At 44.4% G+C, this 19370-nt stretch carries 18 protein-coding genes; 15 read left to right on the forward strand and 3 right to left on the reverse strand.

Annotated features, from left to right (window positions below; genetic code table 11):
• The first annotated feature begins 53 nt into the window (after positions 1 to 53).
• The 6 genes from JK628_RS08900 (at position 54) to JK628_RS08925 (ending at position 6412) form a co-directional block, all read left to right on the forward strand.
• Positions 54 to 890: an HvfB family MNIO-type RiPP peptide maturase gene (locus JK628_RS08900; RefSeq protein WP_202289130.1), complete on the forward strand. Its 837-nt coding sequence runs from the start codon at positions 54 to 56 to the stop codon at positions 888 to 890.
• Positions 890 to 1654, forward strand: coding sequence for an HvfC family RiPP maturation protein (locus JK628_RS08905; protein WP_202289131.1), 765 nt, complete (start codon positions 890 to 892; stop codon positions 1652 to 1654). Before JK628_RS08900 ends, JK628_RS08905 begins: the two co-directional genes overlap by 1 nt.
• 279 nt (positions 1655 to 1933) lie before the next feature.
• A complete protein-coding gene (locus JK628_RS08910) occupies positions 1934 to 2302 on the forward strand; it encodes a YbaN family protein (protein WP_202289132.1) in 369 nt (122 codons plus the stop codon).
• Positions 2303 to 2552: 250 nt separating this feature from the next.
• On the forward strand, positions 2553 to 3104 hold the full coding sequence (gene apt, locus JK628_RS08915; RefSeq protein WP_202289133.1) for an adenine phosphoribosyltransferase: 552 nt from the start codon (positions 2553 to 2555) through the stop codon (positions 3102 to 3104).
• A gap of 151 nt (positions 3105 to 3255) precedes the next feature.
• Positions 3256 to 5982 carry a DNA polymerase III subunit gamma/tau gene (dnaX, locus tag JK628_RS08920; RefSeq protein ID WP_202289134.1) on the forward strand — a complete coding sequence of 909 codons (2727 nt, stop codon included), beginning with the start codon at positions 3256 to 3258 and terminating at the stop codon, positions 5980 to 5982.
• Between the two features lie 100 nt (positions 5983 to 6082).
• On the forward strand, positions 6083 to 6412 hold the full coding sequence (locus JK628_RS08925) for a YbaB/EbfC family nucleoid-associated protein (RefSeq protein ID WP_202289135.1): 330 nt from the start codon (positions 6083 to 6085) through the stop codon (positions 6410 to 6412).
• A gap of 144 nt (positions 6413 to 6556) precedes the next feature.
• Here JK628_RS08925 and JK628_RS08930 read toward each other — a convergent pair whose 3' ends face one another.
• From JK628_RS08930 to JK628_RS08940, 3 genes are all read right to left on the reverse strand, one after another.
• Positions 6557 to 7738 (reverse strand): anaerobic sulfatase maturase, encoded by a 1182-nt coding sequence (locus tag JK628_RS08930; protein ID WP_020911868.1) that lies wholly within the window; start codon positions 7736 to 7738, stop codon positions 6557 to 6559.
• Between the two features lie 100 nt (positions 7739 to 7838).
• On the reverse strand, positions 7839 to 8435 hold the full coding sequence (locus JK628_RS08935; protein WP_202289136.1) for a response regulator transcription factor: 597 nt from the start codon (positions 8433 to 8435) through the stop codon (positions 7839 to 7841).
• Between the two features lie 59 nt (positions 8436 to 8494).
• Positions 8495 to 9688, reverse strand: coding sequence for a sensor histidine kinase (locus JK628_RS08940; protein ID WP_202289137.1), 1194 nt, complete (start codon positions 9686 to 9688; stop codon positions 8495 to 8497).
• 233 nt (positions 9689 to 9921) lie between these two features.
• Between JK628_RS08940 and JK628_RS08945 the strand changes: the two genes are divergently transcribed.
• The 9 genes from JK628_RS08945 (at position 9922) to recR (ending at position 19264) form a co-directional block, all read left to right on the forward strand.
• On the forward strand, positions 9922 to 11454 hold the full coding sequence (locus JK628_RS08945) for an arylsulfatase (protein ID WP_202289138.1): 1533 nt from the start codon (positions 9922 to 9924) through the stop codon (positions 11452 to 11454).
• A gap of 81 nt (positions 11455 to 11535) precedes the next feature.
• Entirely contained in the window at positions 11536 to 12498 is a 963-nt protein-coding gene (locus JK628_RS08950; RefSeq protein WP_020911872.1) for an AAA family ATPase, read from the forward strand.
• 19 nt (positions 12499 to 12517) lie between these two features.
• Positions 12518 to 13498, forward strand: coding sequence for a DUF58 domain-containing protein (locus tag JK628_RS08955; RefSeq protein WP_202289139.1), 981 nt, complete (start codon positions 12518 to 12520; stop codon positions 13496 to 13498).
• A 1-nt stretch (position 13499) separates the two neighbouring features.
• Positions 13500 to 14024: a DUF4381 family protein gene (locus JK628_RS08960; protein ID WP_202289140.1), complete on the forward strand. Its 525-nt coding sequence runs from the start codon at positions 13500 to 13502 to the stop codon at positions 14022 to 14024.
• Positions 14018 to 15004: a VWA domain-containing protein gene (locus JK628_RS08965; protein ID WP_202289141.1), complete on the forward strand. Its 987-nt coding sequence runs from the start codon at positions 14018 to 14020 to the stop codon at positions 15002 to 15004. Before JK628_RS08960 ends, JK628_RS08965 begins: the two co-directional genes overlap by 7 nt.
• Positions 14997 to 16610, forward strand: coding sequence for a VWA domain-containing protein (locus tag JK628_RS08970; RefSeq protein WP_202289142.1), 1614 nt, complete (start codon positions 14997 to 14999; stop codon positions 16608 to 16610). Before JK628_RS08965 ends, JK628_RS08970 begins: the two co-directional genes overlap by 8 nt.
• Positions 16610 to 17860 (forward strand): BatD family protein, encoded by a 1251-nt coding sequence (locus JK628_RS08975; protein ID WP_202289143.1) that lies wholly within the window; start codon positions 16610 to 16612, stop codon positions 17858 to 17860. The genes JK628_RS08970 and JK628_RS08975 overlap by 1 nt, the downstream gene beginning before the upstream one ends.
• Positions 17861 to 18000: 140 nt before the next feature.
• Positions 18001 to 18378, forward strand: coding sequence for a hypothetical protein (locus JK628_RS08980; RefSeq protein ID WP_202289144.1), 378 nt, complete (start codon positions 18001 to 18003; stop codon positions 18376 to 18378).
• Between the two features lie 286 nt (positions 18379 to 18664).
• Positions 18665 to 19264, forward strand: a complete 600-nt coding sequence (recR, locus tag JK628_RS08985) for a recombination mediator RecR (protein ID WP_202289145.1) — start codon at positions 18665 to 18667, stop codon at positions 19262 to 19264.
• The last annotated feature ends 106 nt before the right edge of the window (positions 19265 to 19370 follow it).

The following is a 19370-nucleotide window of genomic DNA, read 5'->3' on the forward strand; positions in this document are numbered from 1 at the left end:
AGCGTTTGCTGGCCCTATTTGTTAATAAAATCCTAAATTAACAGGCGTGCTGTATGACAAGTAAAGGACAAGTGGGACTCGGTCTAAGGCGGGAAATGTTGGATGAGTTCTGCCAAGCTGTGCCGAAAGAGATTAATTTTTTTGAAGTTGCCCCCGAAAATTGGATGACACTTGGTGGAAAGTTCAGTCGTCAATTTAGGGCTTTGACAGAAAAACATGAGTTTTACTGTCATGGTTTATCGCTATCCATTGGCAGCCCTGCGCCGCTCGACATTCAGTTTGTCAAAAACATCAAAGATTTTCTCAATCAACACCAGATTAACAGCTATTCTGAACACTTAAGTTATTGCTCTGGTTCTGGACATATGTACGACTTAATGCCAATTCCTTTCACTGGCGAAGCCGTTCGTCATGTGGCTAAGCGCGTTAAACAAGTTGAAGATATTATTGAACGACCATTAATATTGGAGAACGTGTCATTTTATGCAGCGCCTGGCGCCGAAATGTCCGAACTGGAGTTTGTTACCGCCGTAATGGAAGAAGCAGATTGTAAGATGTTGCTCGATGTCAATAACATCTATGTGAACTCGATTAACCATCAATATGATGCGTTTGAATACTTAAAGGCAATGCCAACAGAAAGAATCGAATACTTACATATCGCGGGTCATTATGAAGAAGCTGAAGATTTAATGGTTGATACCCATGGTGCGGATATAGTGGATCCAGTTTGGAAGCTACTCGAGGCTTGCCATCAGTATCATGGTGTATTTCCTACGCTACTCGAGCGAGATTTTAATATTCCAGCAACCAGTGAACTATTGTTAGAGATTAATCAGATCCATGACTATCAAAACCGTCATATCGCTAGTATAAAAAGGAGCGCTTGATGAGTTTTATTGACACACAGCAACACTTTATGGATTACATTAAAGATCCATCAAAGCCGCTGCCGGAGGGGATTGAAGCTCGACGGATGAAGATTTACCGCGAACTATTTTTCAACAATATTGATGGCTTTGTCTCTAACGCCTTTCCGGTATTAAAGACTTTATACCGCGAACAAGACTGGCAACAAAGGGTGCAGCAGTTTTTTGCTATTCATGACTGTCACACGCCGATCTTTATTGAGATCGCGCAAGAGTTTCTGCTGTTTTTGCAGACAGAATATACCGCCACAGAGATCGATCCCCCTTTTATGCTGGAGCTGGCGCATTATGAATGGCTAGAGCTTGTGGTGGCAGTCGCACAAGATAATCCAAAGCAAAAGATCATCGATATGGCGGCAATGGATGCCGACGTTATCTCAACAATGACCTTGAGTGTCTCTGCTACATCGCAAATAGCGCAATATACATTTGATGTACAGCACATTAGTGAAGATTATCGGCCACAACAACCAACAGTAGAACCGCAATTTTTTTGCATCTATTCAGACTTTGAAGATGAGGTAAGCTTTTTACAGTTAAATCCGCTAACGGCGCAGGTTTTGGCTTATATGTCGCAATTTGAATCTGTCGAATGTGTAGAGTTGATTGATTGGTTATCAGTGACTTTTACTAATATTGAACCTGCTGTATTGCAACAAGGTTGTATTGAGCTATTAATGCAGTTGAGCGCTAAAGGGATAATTAGAGAGTTTATTGCTGAATAGACTTTCTATCGGTGTGACGAAACCCTATAATGGCGGCAAAAATTGATCTAGATCAATAACAGCCGTTAGCAATAGTCGTCGAGGAAGTCATGAGTCAGCCGTTTAAAGACCCATTTAACATTGTTTATTTTATTGGTTTTATCTTGGTAATGTTGTTGCCGACATTGCCAGCAAGCTTATCTTGGTTAAAGGTGATGGGGCTGATTTAAGCTGCCTTTAACCAAAGTCAGGTATACTAGCCACTCTTTTGAGTGGCTTTTTGTTTTTTAGGCGGTACGGATGGCGTTAAAACGTGGTTTCTTTCTTCTAGCTGGTCTTTGTAGCCTCGCACTAGGCTTATTGGGTATTTTATTGCCGATACTGCCAACTGTGCCGTTTATCTTATTGGCTGCTTATTGTTTTGCTCGTTCAAGTGACAGATTATATCAATGGTTGATGCTGCATCCGTGGTTTGCTGATGCGCTGCAAAATTGGCAGGCAAAAGGTGCTATTCGCAAAGGGCTGAAGAAGAAAGCATATATTGCCAGTAGCCTTAGTTTTATCGTCAGTATCACAATTGTGCCGCTAATTTGGGTCAAAGTGATGCTAGCCTGCATCGGAACAGGGTTAATTGTTTACCTGAGAAGCATTCCTGAAATTGATGAATAGTGATAACACTGTATTGCTGCATCATGCTGAATTAAAATATTAAATTAAGCCGCAGTTAAAGGCTCTTTTTACATGTGAACAATAGTAGCAATATTTAGCGTGATATGACGCAGCAGTTCTCGCTATCCAATGTTGCAACTGATCATAAAGCGGCTTAAGCTTTACGGCCATTTTTACATTTCGATGACATTGCTTTGGCGATAATAGCCTGCAGGGTGTCAGAAAATTAAACTCAATAAAGTAAATAATTATGGTTATGAACACTGACAGCTTGGCACTAATAAAGAACAGCATTAAAACTATCCCTAACTACCCTAAAGAGGGGATTTTGTTTAGAGATGTGACTAGCTTATTAGAAGATCCACAAGCGTATAAACTTACAATTGATCTTTTAGTGGAATACTACAAGGAGCAAGGTTTTACGAAAGTTGTCGGTACTGAAGCTCGTGGTTTCCTATTTGGCGCACCTTTGGCGTTAGAGCTGGGAATTGGTTTCGTACCAGTACGTAAGCCGGGTAAATTGCCAAGAGAGACTATTTCTGAGAGCTATGAGCTTGAGTATGGTCATGATGTTCTTGAAATTCACGTCGATGCCATCACTAGTGAAGATAAAGTCTTAGTTGTTGATGACCTACTGGCGACTGGCGGTACCATTGAAGCAACGGTTAAGTTAATCCGTAATTTAGGTGGTCAAGTTAATCACGCTGCATTTGTTATCTCACTACCGGATCTAGGTGGCGAAAAGCGTCTAGGAACTATGGATCTCGAATTACTCAGCTTATGTGAATTCGAAGGCGAATAATCAGACTAAAATATCTGTTTAAGGTGATTTAATCACCGCCAAACCGCTCCTTGAACACTTGATATAGCATGTCAAACCTTGGCATGCTATTGTTCAAATAAGTCGAGGAGCGTGCTCCCGTAATCATATTCATGACACGTTGGGGAGTTCCATGTCATATCAGGTGTTAGCCAGAAAATGGCGCCCTGCCAAATTTGAGCAAATGGTTGGCCAGTCTCATGTTTTACATGCATTAACCAATGCGCTCACTCAGCAAAGATTGCATCATGCTTATCTGTTTTCCGGCACTCGAGGAGTGGGTAAAACCAGTCTTGCACGACTTTTCGCTAAAGGCTTAAATTGTGAACAAGGGGTTACCGCCACGCCATGTGGTGTGTGTTCAGCTTGTGTTGAAATCGCAGAAGGGCGTTTTGTTGATCTCATCGAGGTCGATGCTGCTTCGCGCACAAAAGTTGATGATACTCGCGAACTACTCGATAACGTTCAATACCGCCCGAGCCGTGGCCGCTATAAAGTGTACCTTATCGATGAAGTGCATATGCTGTCTCGCAGTAGCTTCAATGCGCTACTCAAAACGCTCGAAGAGCCGCCAGAACATGTAAAGTTTCTACTTGCTACAACGGATCCACAGCGCTTACCGGTCACCGTGTTATCACGTTGTTTGCAGTTTAACCTCAAGAGCTTGACCCAAGATGAGATTGCCAATCAGCTAGCCAATGTCTTGACTCAAGAAACATTGAATTTTGAATCTTCAGCGATAACCCTACTTGCAAAAGCGGCTAACGGCAGTATGCGTGATGCGTTAAGTCTTACCGACCAAGCTATTGCTTTTGGTGCCGGGCAAGTCAAACTTGAACTTGTGCAAACCATGCTGGGCAGTATTGATGACAAACAGGTCATTGCTTTGTTGGAAGCATTAGCCAAAGCAGATGTGATGGCGTTGATGCAAGTCAGTGCCTGTGTATTGTCATTTGGCGCTGAGCCCGAAGAGGTGCTGCGTAGTTTACTAGAGTTATTGCACCAAATTACCTTAACTCAATTTGCTCCCGCTGCAGCGCAGATGTCGCTATACAGCGAGCAAATAAAAGCGTTTGCGGAGCAGTTATCGCCTGAGCAAGTACAGCTATATTACCAGCTGCTGTTGACCGGCCGTAAAGACTTACCCTATGCGCCTGATCCCAAATCGGGGCTTGAAATGGCACTCCTGCGTGCAGTGACTTTTGTGCCGGAGCAACCAGTAACTAAATGGGTGACTGACACGCCTGCAAAGCTCGCTATACCTGAGCAAACGCCGCAAAGCACATTGCTGGAACACCCCGAGAAAAAAGCCTCTCCAGTTGATACAGCGGCAGAAAAAAAAACGCTGATAGAGGCTAGTGACACAGTTACCAGTCACCTTAGCGATAAAACGACAGAGCTTTCAGACTTAGAGTCAGAGCTAGAGCGCAATTCAGATGCTACAGCTAAGGCTCAAGAACCAGTGTCTCAATCTGTGCCGCCAGCATTAGGTGATCTGGAGAGCATGAATAGTGAAATGGCCGTCATACTCAGTCAAGCTGAGAGCCAAGGGTATGCAAAGGTTGATGGGTCAGGTCCACTGCAAAGTAAAACTATCGACGCCACTATCGACAAAAACGTTGACTCAACTGTCGATTCAACATCGGCAGCCAATAATGATGATCATCAAAGCGTTGATGAAACAGCTGGTAATCAAGTAGAGATAACAACTGCAGCTGTCACATCATCAAGTCAAGGTGACTACGGGGCTGAAGACGACCTGTCTGCTTATTCACAATATGCTGGCGCGCAGGATATAGATTTTGATGACAACAATTTTGACTTTGATGCTCCTAACTCGGCGCCATTACCACAAGACTCGTTATCTCCTGTTGCGGCCGAACAAATTACAGTGGTTGCTAAAAGTGGAACAGAAAGTTCAACTGCAGGTGGCGAGTTAAGTGACGATATTTTAGATGCTGTATTAGCTGCAAGGGACTCTTTACTGGACGGATTAGGCGAAGATGAGCCTAAGGAGAGTTCAGCAAAAAAGTCCGTTAAGGAGCGAAAGGCGTTTACGCCGCCAGTACGTAAGCCTGAACCTGAAGTCGAAGAACAAGATGCTGAACAGCCAGCACAGCCAAACAATGAGATGGTTCAAGCAGATAGCAGCAGTAATATTGTCGACAGACCGCCATGGGAAGAGCCACATGAGCATGATCCCACGCCACGGTTTAAAGATACCAGTGACGCTAATGTAGCTAAGCCGGAAATAGATGTTGACGCTGTTAAAGCGCCACCTCAACAGCAACGCCAAACGGCTGCAGTGGAGCATCAAGTCACAGCGTCGCAGCTTGATTCAACTTCAGTTCAGGATGTTGAGTTAAACTTGCCAGAACTTCCTAGCGGTGAGCTAACGGGTAATGACATTGACTTGAAGTGGTATCGCTTTATGGCTGAGCTTGAAGTCGGCGGGCGCGTTAGACAGCTCGCAGTCAATTCAGTGTGTCATCAGTTTGAACAACCATTGTCACTGTTACTCAAGCCGGATCAAAAGCATCTTGCTGCCGATGTTGCCATTAAGCAGTTTGAAGAGGCTATGAGTCAAGCGCTTGGCGAGCCAAGTGAAGTGCGAGTCTCTGTTGGCGTCGACAGTACTCGAGAGACGCCTCTTGAAGTTAGGCGTCGTTTCCATAAAGAGATCCTTGCACAAGCTCATCATGGGTTGATGACTGACGATAATGTACGTTGGTTAGCACAACACATGGGCGCACAATTAACATCTGATACGCTTACTTATGCACCAGAATTGTTGGTTAAAAAAGGTAAATTGATAGAATTGGTCGATATGTCGAACTTTAAGCGGTTACCTGAGTCATAATTTTACAATTGAAATTTCAGCTTTCATTGCTAATCAGTCTATATTTAGTAAGATTAGCGCAGTTTATTTGTAGTGATAAATAATAGAAGAGAATTAGAGTATGTTTGGAAAAGGCGGTATGGGCAACTTGATGAAGCAAGCCCAGCAGATGCAAGACAAAATGGCTAAAGTGCAGGAAGAGATTGCACGTATGGAAGTGACTGGCGAAGCTGGTGCTGGCCTTGTTAAAGTTACCATGACAGGTTCTCACAGTGTGCGCAAAGTCGACATTGATGCAAGCTTGCTTGAAGATGATAAAGAGATGCTAGAAGACCTGATTGCAGCAGCATGTAATGATGCCGCTCGTCGAGTCGAAGAGAGTCAAAAAGAAAGAATGGCTGAAGTCACTGGTGGCATGCAGCTTCCACCAGGCATGAAGATGCCGTTCTAAGCGCTTGCTTAGTTGATGACATTATAATCAAACTAGGTTCTTCTGAGCCTAATTTGGTATAAAAAAGCCCAAGTATATCTTGGGCTTTTTTGAATCTGTTTTAAAATTAGATAGAGTTGAAACGTTTAAAGTGAACAGTTAGTGTTACTTTCTCTGCAGGTAAATAGGATAAACACTGGCAGGGTGGCCTTGTTTAATGGCTTCTAGCATCGCACCTAAGTATGGCATTGCATGGACGAAAAATTGCTTGTAGCCTCTGCATAAGTGATGCAAACCAGCCTCTAAGTCGGCGGTAGTCCCTGTACGTTCTTTTGGACAGCCACCATTACAAAATGGCCTAAAATCACACTCTCGGCATTGCTTGGGTAGACGGGTCCACTTATTCATACCAAATTCAATCTGACGTTCACTACTCGCCATTTTTCCAAGGTCTATAATGTCGATGTCGCCCACTTTATATTCCTCATAACTATAGTGGTCGCAGCTATAAACACTGCCATCATGCTCTAGCATCATCTGTTGACCGCAAGCTTCTGCATGAAAGCACATTTGGCTCGGTTGTCCTGCTAAAATTCCCAATGTGTTTTCAAAAAATTGAACAAAAATTTTACCGACATCTTCTTGCTTCCATTCATCAAATACTGTGCATAAAAACTGGCCCCACTGCTGTGGCGATAAAGACCAGTCTTTTTGGCTTCTGCGATCGAGTTCATGCTCAACACAGGGCTGAAATTGAATGACTGTTGAGCCTAGCGCTTTTAGCTTTTGATAAGTTTCCTTGCCAAGGTGAGCATTATCGCTGTGAACTACGGTTAGCGTATTGAATGTGACATGGTGTTTTTTAAGTAACTCCAGTCCACGCATCACATTGGGGTAACTGTTATTACCCTTTAGATCGGGACGGCCGTTGCCATGATTTAGTTCATCTCCATCAATACTTAAGCCAATGAGGAAGTTGTTCTTTTTGAAAAACTTAGCCCAACGCTCATTAATGAGGGTGCCATTGCTTTGGAAGGTATTGGAGATGGTCATCCCTGAGCGGGCATACTGTTTTTGCAGTTCGACGGCTTTTTCAAAAAACGCTAAGCCACGTAATGCAGGTTCGCCACCTTGCCAGCTAAAATCAACATTGTTGATATGGGCTGGTTGTGCGGCAATGTACTGTGAGATGTAAGTTTCCAGCATAGCCTCTGACATCTGCATCGTTGCATTGGGTTCATAACGCTCCTCTTTACGAAGGTAATAGCAGTAGTGGCAATCGAGATTACACTTTGAACCGACAGGCTTTACGAGAAGATGAAATGGATATTTAGCGACTGATGACATATGGAAACCCCTCTATTTGTGCTCATTATCCATACATATATGAGCCAAATCGACTGGGAAGTTTCCTAGTCAGCACTTAATGTCGAGACAGTAGGAGGGGTTAAATAAGGTTACGGCTGTGGGCGTACGCAACCAACGATGATGCATTTTCTAACGCCAGTAACTCAATCATTTTGTACTTATGATATTCCACCGTTTTCGCTGATATATTGAGGGTAGTAGCAATTTTTTTTGCTGACATTCCAGCGGCCAAAAGCTTGAGAATATCTAACTGCCTAGCGGTAAGTACTGTTTTTTGTGTTACCTTTCCTTGTAATTCTGCAGAGATATATTGCTTACCGGCCAGCACAGTCTCAATAGCTTGTAGTAGCTCGAATCCGGCTTGATGCTTAACAACGTACCCATCGGCGCCATATTCAAAAGCGGCTTGTAAAATTTCTGCTTCATCGTGCATGGTTAGACAAATAATCTTTGTATGCGGGCAAGAACGTTTAAGTAAGCCTAAGGTGTGGTTGAGCTGCATGCCAGGCATTGATATATCCGTGATGATAATATCTGGCTGCTCAGCTTTTGTGGCTTGGATAAGTTCATCAGCATTGGTTGAAATAGAACTGACTTGATAAAGCTTTTCAACGAGCCGTGCTATACCTTCACTGACCATCTGGTGGTCATCAGCGATTACCATTGTTGGCATCATAGTTTTATTGTCCTTTGTTATCTCTTTGCATAGGTTTATCAAAATGTTCGAGTAATTCTTTAGAGAGTGTTTTTTTGTGGCATTGGCCACTGCAGTGTGACCCTGAAACCAGACGATTGCTGATCGGTCTGAAACTGGATTTTGGCGCCAATCATGTCCGCTCGTTCACGCATAGATTGTATTCCCAGGGATGAAGACATAGGTTGCGGTTCTAATGACATACCCACACCGTTATCTTGGAAAGATAGGCTGACAGTATTTTCCTTACAGGCTAAAACGATTGCCAATTTAGTGGCACTAGCATGTTTGGCAACGTTTGATAGCGCTTCTTGGGAGATCCGATAAATATGTAGTTTCTGCTCTTCAGTATATAAGATTGCTTGGCTTAGGTTGAGCGATAGAGCAATACTCTTATGAGCCGCCATTTTCTTTGCTTCTGACTCAATCGCCGCATACAAACCGACTTTATCGATAATTGCTGGGTGTAAGTGCCGCGAGATGTGTTGTAAATCGCGGGTGATTTTTGATAGATCAGCAGCAGCCTTCATTATCGCGGGTTGTGATTTGGGCTCAATCTGATTATTGATAAAACCTAGCTCTAGATTCAACGAGGCTAAACGCTGGCCAATATCATCATGTAGATCTCTGGCTATAATTTTGAGCTGCTCCTCACTATCTTCGAGTAAGCGCTTGTTCAATGCAGTCACTTTCTCTTTTTGGTTTAATAGCTCTTGATAATGCTGTAGCCGCTGAATACTAGAGGCCATGATATTTCCCAAGATGGTTGAGCTACGAATAAATTGCTCATCAAAATCTTTCACGGTGTTAAAGTTAGCGGCCGCAAATGCCCCCCAAGGTTTACCCATTGCTTGGATGGGGATCAAAATATGATTGATAGGAGCTTGGTCTTGAAGCTCTTTTGCTAGCGCCAGTAACTGCGGATGGGTCGCACTATTGAGAATAACGCCTGAATGGATCATAGCCTGATACTGAGATTTTATCTCAAGACTTAGGTCTAGCTTTATACTGGGTATATTACGTCCTGACACCGTATATGATCGCCAATCGGCAGCAATGTCTTTTGTATTTGGTAAGCAAGATATTCGATCAACACCCAGCAAAACACGGCACTCTTCCAATACCGCATCCATGACGTCAGGCAGCGTTCCTGTGGGGGAGTCTAATAGCTGGGTCGAGATTGAAATCAGCGTTTCATCGAATGCAGAAGACGCTATTGAATGTTGATGACTCACCTTAGGACTCTCCAATTATTGCGTTGAGTTTTCCTGCTTAAACACTCTGATCTCGGTGTGTTTAAGTACAAAAGTATCAATGAATTTACTATTCAGAGACACTATTTTTTCAATACTATCTTCTACTAAAAAAGTGATATAAGCACGGGTAAATAACGGTTTTAGGAATTTTCCTAGTTCGATTCCTCACAAAGAATCTAGATACTAGCCCCAACTTAAATGGGGAGTGAACGATGAAAATTTTCACCAAAACGTTGTTATCAAAAGCAGTACTGGGCATTGCGGCTGTTACAACTGCAGTATCTGCACCAGCAATCGCTAAAAATGATTCAGAAAAACCAAACATTCTCGTTATCATGGCAGATGATATCGGTTGGTCAAATACTTCTGCATATAACATGGGCATGATGGGTTACAAAACTCCAAATATTGACCGTGTAGCAAAGTCTGGAATGATGTTTACTGACCACTACGGTCAACCAAGTTCAACAGCGGGTCGCGCAGCCTTCCTTACTGGCCAGCTACCGATCCGTACAGGTCTGCTAACGGTAGGAATGCCAGGTTCACCAATTGGTATTCACCAAGATGATCCAACCATCGCCGAAGTATTAAAAGAGCAGGGTTATATGACTGTTCAACTTGGTAAAAACCATTTGGGTGACCAAGAGCACATGTTGCCTCATCGCCGTGGTTTCGATTACTTCTACGGAAATCTATATCATTTAAATGCTGAAGAAGAGCCTGAGAATGAAGATTACCCTAAAGATCCAGCATTCCTAGAGCGTTTCGGTCCTCGCGGTATCGTTGAAGGTTCAGCTGACGGTGAAACGGGCTCGGGTGGTCCGTTAACTAAGAAACGTATGGAAACTATCGATCGCGAATTGACCGATATGGCCGTTGACTATATTGAAGATTACGCGAAGAAAGATGAGCCTTTCTTTATGTGGTACAACCCTTCACGTATGCATGTTTGGACACATTTAAGTGAAAAATGGCAGGGTAAAACAGGCTATGGTTTGTACGCAGATGGCATGGCTGAGCTTGATAGTTATGTCGGTGAAATCCTCGATACTCTAGACAAGACTGGCCAACGTGAAAACACCATTGTTATTTTCACTACCGATAATGGCGCTGAAAAAATGTCTTGGCCTGACGGTGGTAATACCCCCTTTAAAGGCGAGAAAGGTCTAACGTCTGAAGGCGGTGTACGTGTTCCGTTCATGGTTAGCTGGCCTGGAAAAATCCCAGCTGGCAGTGTTAACAACGGTATTCAATCTCATGAAGATATATTTACCACTCTAGCCACTTTTGCTGGTGAGAAAAATGTACAGCAGAACTTCAAGAAGAAGCATGATGTTTACATTGATGGATATGACCACACTCAAGCTTGGTTAAGCAATGAAGATACCGCCCGTAATGAGATTTTCTATTTTGCTGAAACTGGCAATTTAGAAGCTGTACGAGTTGGTAAAACGAAAGCAACCTTTATTCAGCCAACTGAAGAAAGCTGGTTTGCACCTCGCTTAGCAACGCAGTGGCCTCAACTTGTCGACCTACGTTCAGATCCGTACGAAGATGCTCCTGAGCATTCGATGATGTACCTTCGTTGGTTCGGTGAGCGTATGTATAACTTCGTTCCAGTCCAAGTTGAAGTCGCTAAATTGCTACAAACTTTCAACGAGTTCCCTCTAAGACAAGAGCCTGCATCATTTAACTTAGAACGAGTGATCAAGCAACTGCCTTATCGTGGCGGTGACGCGAAGTAATTAGTCGCACTATTAAGGGCACAATTTAGTGCCCTTTTTTAATCTATCTAGCACCCTCAAAACACTCTAAAGGTGATAGCCTTGCATCCATCAATTTGTCTATTTGAAGAACTACAACTGCGCGTTAATCAACAGGTGCTTGGCCAAGAAACCGTTGTTGAGCAGTTAGTCATTGCGCTTATTGCCAATGGGCACGTCCTGATACAAGGGCTACCTGGCTTAGCTAAAACTCGGGCTGTGAATGCCCTAGCCGCTGAGGTTTCAGCGCAGCTTAATCGAATTCAATTTACTCCTGATATGCTGCCGGCCGATATTACTGGTAGCGAGATCTACAACAATCAAACTCAGAGTCTGAGTTTTAAACCTGGGCCCGTCTTTTGCCACTTCTTACTCGCCGATGAAATAAACCGAGCGCCGGCAAAAGTACAATCAGCATTGTTGGAGTCGATGGCTGAAAGCCAAGTCTCTGTCGCGGGTGTTTCACATTCGCTGCCTGAACTCTTCATGGTATTAGCGACGCAAAACCCCGTAGAGCAAGAGGGGACCTATCCCTTGCCGGAAGCACAAATGGATCGCTTTTTAATGCAGGTTTTAGTGGACTATCCAGATAAAAATGCCGAAAAGAAGATGCTCCAATTACTTCGAGCCGCAACAAACAGTCGCTTGGCAGCCGCTACCCCTAAACTGACGGTCGACGCTGTCCTTGCAGCGAGAGCCGAGGTGGAGCAAGTCTATGTTAATGACAATATCGATCAGTACATCGTCGATATTGTTGATGCGACCCGCTTCCCGCAGAAGTTTTCCACCGAATTAGCTGAATTAATTGATCTAGGGGCGAGCCCTCGCGCCACGATAGCGCTCGATAAATGCGCACGGGCGCGCGCCTGGTTAGCAGGCCGTGATTTTGTTACCCCTGAGGATGTAAAAGTCGTTTGTCATGCGGTTCTGCGTCATCGAATTGTTCTTAGCTTTACTTGTATCAACCTCAAGCTAACCAGTGATGATGTCATCGATAAGCTACTCGAGAACGTCACGTTTGTCTGAGTAAGGTGAGGGGATAAAAATGAACAACGATGATCGTATTTACAGCAGTTTTTCAAGGTTAAGTTTGCTAGCCAAAAGAGGGAGAGATTTAAGCTGGCGCCCCCCCTATAGCAAAATATCCCCGATGAGTGGTGTACAAAAAAGTCATCAGCGAGGGCGAGGTTTGGATTTTGTCGAACTGCGGCATTACTTTCCTGGTGACGATGTTCGTTGTATAGATTGGCGGGTGACTCAACGAACAGGCCAAGCTTTTATTCGTTTATATGCCGAAGAGAAAGACAAAAATACAGTATTAATTATCGACTTGCGCAGCAGTATGTTTTTCGCAAGTGATGGCTCGATGAAATCAGTCATTGCCAGTGAGTTGGCTGCGATCATTGCTGGTCGTATTCAACTTGAGGGCGATCGAATTGGTGCACTATTAATGACCGATAAAGGGATTGCAGTGCATCAGCCACAACGTGGTGAAAAATCACTGCTCACCTTACTGGAAAACGTTGTATTTCACGGGCAGTCGTTGGGGCAGACATTGGAGAAGACGCAGGAAAATTCTGTTAGGAAACCATTAGTCTGTGACGGCCCAGAGACTTGCTTTAGTTCTCAGGCATCGCTTGATGACGTATTAAAACAGCTGTGTTTGCAAAAAACCAAAGAAAGCCAAATCTTCATGATCAGCGACTTTATCGATTTCACCGTTGAGAAAAGTAACGCCTTTATCGCTCAGCTAGCAAAACGTAACAATGTGATTGCCTTGCGTGTCAGTGACCCGTTTGAAGATCAACTCCCTGAGATCGCGCTAGTCATGGGTAACGGAAATGTTCAGTTAGACGTCAGCCAAAATGCAGCTGAACTTCGTCAACGCTATAACCAATTTGCAGCGCAGCAAAATCAACAGCTTGAAGCAAGCCTGACGGCAATGGGGATCCCCTGTTTGCATTTATCGACTCATCAAGACTGCTGGCAGCAATTGGCTGCCATGTCGATAAAAGGACAGGGTTAATATGACGGGATCGGCACAATCTTCAGGACAGGTGGTCGAATTTGGCTCACACCTGATCAAAAGAGCTCAATGGCAAACAGCGCCAGACGCAATTTCTTGGTGGCCAGAGACGCCTTTATGGACAGCCATCTTTATCACTATAGTGGCCTGTATTATTGGCTGGACAATACTAAGTGGCTATCGTTTTTTGCAAAAAGCCTACGTACGCCAAACACGGCGTCATTTTATTGAATTTGACAGCAGCAACGATCTGGTTGGAATGGCAGATTTACTGAAGCGCTTTAGCCAGCAACATTGGCCATTGCAGTCGCTGTCAGCTTTAGATACAAGGGAGTTTTCTAAATGTGTTGTCGAGTTAACCGCTACTGTAAGGGCACCTCGGAGATCTCGCGTCGCGCCCATGGATTTTGCCCTGCTTGAATCTGCCATGTGTGCACTGCTAAGCAACAGTTACCAACAAAACCCCGAGCTTGAGCCAATGCAACGGCAACTTATCAAAAAATGGTTTGAGGAGATAACATGTTAACGTTCAGCAGCCCTTGGCTAGCATGCCTACTGTTATTACCTATCATTGCATTGCTGCTGCCAAAACACCGTACTCAGTTATCTGCCATTCGTTTTTCTAGGTTTGAGCAACTTGCCAGTTTAAGTACTCATAAACCGACCCAAGGTGCCGTGGTATTAAGACGATTATTTTGGCAAAGAAGCCTCGCGGCGTTGACCTATATAGCTTTAGTTATCGCTGCAATGCGACCGATATGGCTCGATGAACCTTTCACCCTAGATAAAGTCGGGCGAGAGATGATGGTTGCGGTAGATTTGTCAGGCTCGATGGAAGCCGGTGACTTTGTCGATTTACAAGGTGACAAGACTCGACGTATAGATGGCGTAAAGTCACTATTACTGGATTTTTTAGCGCAAAGAGCATCAGATCGTATCGGATTAATCGCTTTTGGTGATGCAGCATATCTGCAGGCGCCATTTACCGAAGATAAGGGCACCTTGAGTTTATTGCTTAAAGAGATGGATGTCCGCATGGCTGGCGCTGGCACCGCACTTGGCGATGCTATCGGTGTGGCGGTTAATCACTTCTCTCACTCAGACACTGACAATAAAGTGTTGCTGTTGCTTACCGATGGCAATGATACCAGCAGCGAGTTTCCCCCACTGGAAGCGGCTCGTTACGCCGCGCAGCAGGGTATTGTTATTTACCCTATCGCTATCGGAGACCCTGCTAATGTAGGTGAAGATAGTCTCGATATCGAGATGTTGCAGCAGATTGCTGAAATAACCCATGGGCAGGTATTTGAGGCGCAAGATGGCAAAGCCTTTACGCAAGTCTACAACATCATTGAGACGTTAGAGCCGCAGGTTTTTGATAGCTTTACTATACGCCCGGAGAAACAGTTATATTTTTGGCCATTGTTAATCGTTGTAGGGTTAAATCTCGCCGCGCTGATCATGGCAACATGGAGCGCGCGAAGAAAGAGAGGCAAGCATGAGTGAATTTCATCTTATTCGGCCATGGGCACTGTTGGCGCTTATTCCTTACCTCTATTGGTTGTGGCTTAGCCACAGAGCAAAGCGACATACTCAAACTAAATTACCCTTGGCTGCGCACTTAGCCCCTTATTTAAATACTGGTCATCAAGGGGGAAAGCGGTTTTCCCCTATGCAGTTATTGCCCATGGTTATGGGGATTATGATTGTTATTGTGAGTGGTCCAGCTTGGCAGCCAGAGGAGGGAAGCTTGGCTAAAAATAGGTCGCCGCTCATCTTTGTCATCGATCTTTCCAGCTCGATGGCGCAGTCAGATATCGCCCCCAGTCGAATCGAAAGTGCTAAGCATAAATTGACGAGGTTACTTGCGAATAAAAATGATGGCTTAGTTGGGGCATGGGTGTATGCCGGTAGTGGCCACCAACTTATTCCTCCGACCGAAGATCGCGAAGTACTAACTGTGTATTTGCAGAGTTTGAATACTCGTTTAGTGCCTAGACAGGGGAAGGATATTGCGACTGTGTTAAGCCAACTAAAACAGCAGCAAAATACCCAGTCAGTTCCAGCGAGTATCGTGGTCATTAGCGACAGCATCGATAACGAAGCGCGGCAGGCTATATTAGCCTACGAAAAGGATAGCCATGACCAATTACTGCTGTGGAAATTTGGCTTTGCCTCATCGATGTCGAGTCCTCGTGGCATAGAGTTACTGCAGATGACGGCAGATGATACTGATATTGAAGCGATAATTAGCTGGGTTAATCAATTTAGCTTCTTTGACCCAGAAGATACCAATATTGTTTGGGCTGAGGCTGGCTATTGGTTAGTTTTTCCGACGTTATTGCTGAGCTTGCTTTGGTTTCGAAGGGGCTGGAGCATTCACTGGGTTGGCGTTATTCTTCTGCTGCCCTTGCTCAGTATGGCACCAACCAGTGAAGCTAACGCACAAGGGGCTGCTAAGGTCGCTGTAGGGGAGATCAACAACTGCGATAATCTATTTATGCGGTTATTGATGACGCCAGATCAGCAAGGGCAATGGTTCTATCAACGACAGGATTTCTCTTGTGCTGCGAATAGCTTCGTTGACCCACAATGGAAAGTAGAAGCCTTAATGCGTAGTAACCAATGGGAATGGGCTCTGACCATGCTTAATACTCAGCCGGACTCACTAACACGACGGTTTAATATCGGCATGAGTTATTTACATCTAGCGCGATTTCGCTCCGCGCAGCGTTGGTTCCAGCAGGTTTTATTGTTAGAACCTGAGCACCCACAAGCCACTTATAACCTAACAGTGCTGGATGATATTTTTGAGCTGATGGAGCAACGTGCACAGGGACAGGGCACTGCTGGCGAAGATATGACGGCTGATGTGATTGATTCCTTGCAAGAGGATATGCAGATTGATGAGCCTGCAGAAAAGATTGAATTAGTTAATAGCGCGGATCTTATTGCCGAGGAACATCTAACCAAAATTTGGCTAGAGCAAGTTAAGCGTGATCCTGCTGTTTTTTTACGTAATAAATTCACCCTGCAATTACAGAAAGATGAAACTGACAGTTCGCGCACGCCGCAGAAAACGGATGCTCAAGCGTTAACTGGAGGCCTGTGATGCGCTTAACCGACCACTCAACCTTATTACTCAAGCTTTGTTGTTACCTATGCTTGGTATTCAGTATATCGGCCAATGCCACAAGTTATCGCGCTCAATGGATTATCGATAGCCAAAAGCCGTTAGAATCTCGGATGAAGAATACCTTGTGGTTAGCCGTTATTAGCGATGAACCGATAGCCGCTAGAATGGTGGTTGAACCGATTAAAGTGAAGCACTTTTTTATCGAAAAAGCGAAATCGGGGCCTATTTATACCACTCGTGTCATTAACGGTCTGCGAAAGCATGTCGCTCAAGTGAAATACGATATTTATCCTGCAAAAGCAGGTGAATTTGCGTTACCCGCCACTAAAGTGACGCTTGGTAAAGGGGAAGGCGCAAGCATCATCTATGCTGACACTCAGCAGTTTAATGTTGTCGGCCAGCCAGAAAAAGCACGCGGCCTGATAGTTACCTCATCATTAACCTTATCGCAAAAGCTGTCAGACATTGAGCTTATTGCTGGTGGCGCAGTGAGTCGTGAAGTATCCATGAAAGTGGCTGACTTGCCGGGGTATTTGATTGCAGAGCTTCCTTTATCAGTTACAGACTCAGCGAGTAGTCAGTTTGTGACGATGGCAAATAGTGTCACCAGTAGTGCCTCTTTTAGAGGGACAGTGACGGGGAAGAGAGAAAGTGAGCTGCTCTACCGATTTACAGTTGAAGGTCAATATCAGCTGCCTCAAATATCTGTTAGTTGGTGGGATCCAATTAAGCAGCAGGTGGAATACAGTGTTTTACCAGCAGTCGATGTAACGGTTAGGCCAGCGCCGTCCTTGCCGATGAAACAAAGGGTCAGCTTCTGGCTGTCGAGCCTTGTTGATGTGATTCAAGCCTATCAGCAGTATTTTGCGGTGGCGTTCGCGGCAATATTGTTGGTATTTTGGCAAAGACGTTGGTTTGTCGGCTTGTTTAATCTAGGGCTAACTGAGGTAAAAGTCGCGGCATCATTACCCTTGAGTCAGCTGCTTATTTTGACGATAAAAGCCGTTTTTTGCTCCAAGCAAAAGCTACCTGCGTTATACACATGTTGGACAGAACTTCTGTCTAAATCATTACAAATTGAAGCTCGGCAATTGCAGTCATTATTCTGTTATCAAATATCTGGCTCAGTTAAGGTTCGACGCCGGCTCCTACTTGGGCAAATGATCCATATTAATTGGTTATTCTATTATCAAGGTTTTCAACTGCAACCGCTTAACCCTAGGTAGTTCATGTTGGTGAAACGCATCGAATACTAGAGCATTGGTCTGTGCTGGATGAGTAATGGAACTTAGGAAAAGTCCCAGTGTTGGAAATGCTCTTTAGCACATAAAATGGCGGCTATGAGTACGAGTAAAGGTAAAATAACATGAACAGATTCTGCTTTTTATTCGCTGCAGTGGCTGTGGTATTAGTTGCAAGTCTAGGCAGTGCTGCGAGTGCTGGAACCTGGAGTAAAGACAGTCAATCTCCAGTGCTGGAGTTTAGCGGCGAGTCGATACAAGCTATTAGTAAAACCCATTTTCGCGTGAAAGTAGCATACAGCGAAGCCGCTAAAATGCGTTGTGTTGGGTTTGCTGAAAAGCAAGCCGTTGCGATTGACTCTATTGTGGTTATCCCACCTTTTGGGGTCGCAAATATGCTGATTAATGAAGCGGATAAAGACATAGATAGCGTGAAATGTTGGATAACCAGCACCCGTAAAGAAGATTTGAAGCGCGATTATATTCAGCATGATTTAAAATAACTGCGCACGTTATTGGCAAGTTTGCCCGAAGGCCGCTAGCCAATAATGGAATATCACTGGCTATTTTACAGCCCAATTAAATAGGGCTTTTGTTGGGGCGATATCGAGGTGGTAGGCTAGATAAAGCCAAGCGTTGCTTAATTTAGCATGCTGTTAAGATTTTCTATGTTAATATTCGCTTAATCAACCTGATTAAGCGTACAGTGGGCTTTAAGCTTACCATTGGCACTTAACAATCAATATTATTATTCTTAGGCTGTTTTTGCCTTGCTACGCGGAACGTTAAATGAAATTTAGTCCTCTTGTTGATGAGTTGATCCAGTCACTTAAATGCTTACCTGGTGTCGGGCCAAAATCAGCACAGCGCATGGCATTTCAGCTATTAGAACGTGACCGCAAGGCGGGAAGTAAGCTTGCTGATTCGCTCGGTAAAGCGATGTCTGAAGTTGGCCATTGTCAGTCTTGCCGTACCTTTACCGAAGAAACTTACTGCCCAATTTGTGTTAGCACCAAGCGTGGCCATTCAAGTACTATTTGTGTTGTCGAAACCCCCGCAGATGCATTAGCAATCGAGGCTGGTGGCCATTTTAGTGGCCGTTACTTTGTTTTGCTTGGGCACTTGTCACCACTCGATGGCGTCGGGCCAGATGAATTGGGGCTTGCACTGTTGGAAACCCATTTAGTCTCGGGTGAGGTCAGTGAACTTATTTTGGCAACCAACCCAACGGTTGAAGGCGATGCCACTGCCCATTATATTGCGGATATGGCGAAGAACCATGAATTGGCTGTTAGCCGCATTGCCCACGGTGTACCTGTGGGCGGCGAGCTTGAATATGTCGATAGCACCACCTTAGCCCTGTCATTTAACGGGCGCTTGCCGATTTAACCTGTTTGGCAATAGTGAGTTTAAGATTGAAATCCAGCTAATGTTGACCCATTAGCTGGATTTTTTTTGCGCAATCGAAATCAATGAGACCTTTTCCCCTTGAAAA

This window comes from Shewanella sp. KX20019 (assembly GCF_016757755.1).
Classification (GTDB): Bacteria; Pseudomonadota; Gammaproteobacteria; order Enterobacterales; family Shewanellaceae; genus Shewanella.

What these genes read in the sequence shown, in the direction of transcription:
- JK628_RS08980 (WP_202289144.1), top strand. Translation starts at nt 18,001, where the DNA reads ATGAACAGATTCTGCTTTTTATTCGCTGCAGTGGCTGTGGTATTAGTT.
- JK628_RS08955 (WP_202289139.1), top strand. Translation starts at nt 12,518, where the DNA reads ATGAACAACGATGATCGTATTTACAGCAGTTTTTCAAGGTTAAGTTTG.
- JK628_RS08960 (WP_202289140.1), top strand. Translation starts at nt 13,500, where the DNA reads ATGACGGGATCGGCACAATCTTCAGGACAGGTGGTCGAATTTGGCTCA.
- JK628_RS08965 (WP_202289141.1), top strand. Translation starts at nt 14,018, where the DNA reads ATGTTAACGTTCAGCAGCCCTTGGCTAGCATGCCTACTGTTATTACCT.
- JK628_RS08930 (WP_020911868.1), bottom strand. Translation starts at nt 7,738, where the DNA reads ATGTCATCAGTCGCTAAATATCCATTTCATCTTCTCGTAAAGCCTGTC.
- JK628_RS08905 (WP_202289131.1), top strand. Translation starts at nt 890, where the DNA reads ATGAGTTTTATTGACACACAGCAACACTTTATGGATTACATTAAAGAT.
- JK628_RS08945 (WP_202289138.1), top strand. Translation starts at nt 9,922, where the DNA reads ATGAAAATTTTCACCAAAACGTTGTTATCAAAAGCAGTACTGGGCATT.
- recR (WP_202289145.1), top strand. Translation starts at nt 18,665, where the DNA reads ATGAAATTTAGTCCTCTTGTTGATGAGTTGATCCAGTCACTTAAATGC.
- JK628_RS08935 (WP_202289136.1), bottom strand. Translation starts at nt 8,435, where the DNA reads ATGATGCCAACAATGGTAATCGCTGATGACCACCAGATGGTCAGTGAA.
- JK628_RS08975 (WP_202289143.1), top strand. Translation starts at nt 16,610, where the DNA reads ATGCGCTTAACCGACCACTCAACCTTATTACTCAAGCTTTGTTGTTAC.
- dnaX (WP_202289134.1), top strand. Translation starts at nt 3,256, where the DNA reads ATGTCATATCAGGTGTTAGCCAGAAAATGGCGCCCTGCCAAATTTGAG.
- JK628_RS08900 (WP_202289130.1), top strand. Translation starts at nt 54, where the DNA reads ATGACAAGTAAAGGACAAGTGGGACTCGGTCTAAGGCGGGAAATGTTG.
- apt (WP_202289133.1), top strand. Translation starts at nt 2,553, where the DNA reads ATGGTTATGAACACTGACAGCTTGGCACTAATAAAGAACAGCATTAAA.
- JK628_RS08925 (WP_202289135.1), top strand. Translation starts at nt 6,083, where the DNA reads ATGTTTGGAAAAGGCGGTATGGGCAACTTGATGAAGCAAGCCCAGCAG.
- JK628_RS08910 (WP_202289132.1), top strand. Translation starts at nt 1,934, where the DNA reads ATGGCGTTAAAACGTGGTTTCTTTCTTCTAGCTGGTCTTTGTAGCCTC.
- JK628_RS08970 (WP_202289142.1), top strand. Translation starts at nt 14,997, where the DNA reads ATGAGTGAATTTCATCTTATTCGGCCATGGGCACTGTTGGCGCTTATT.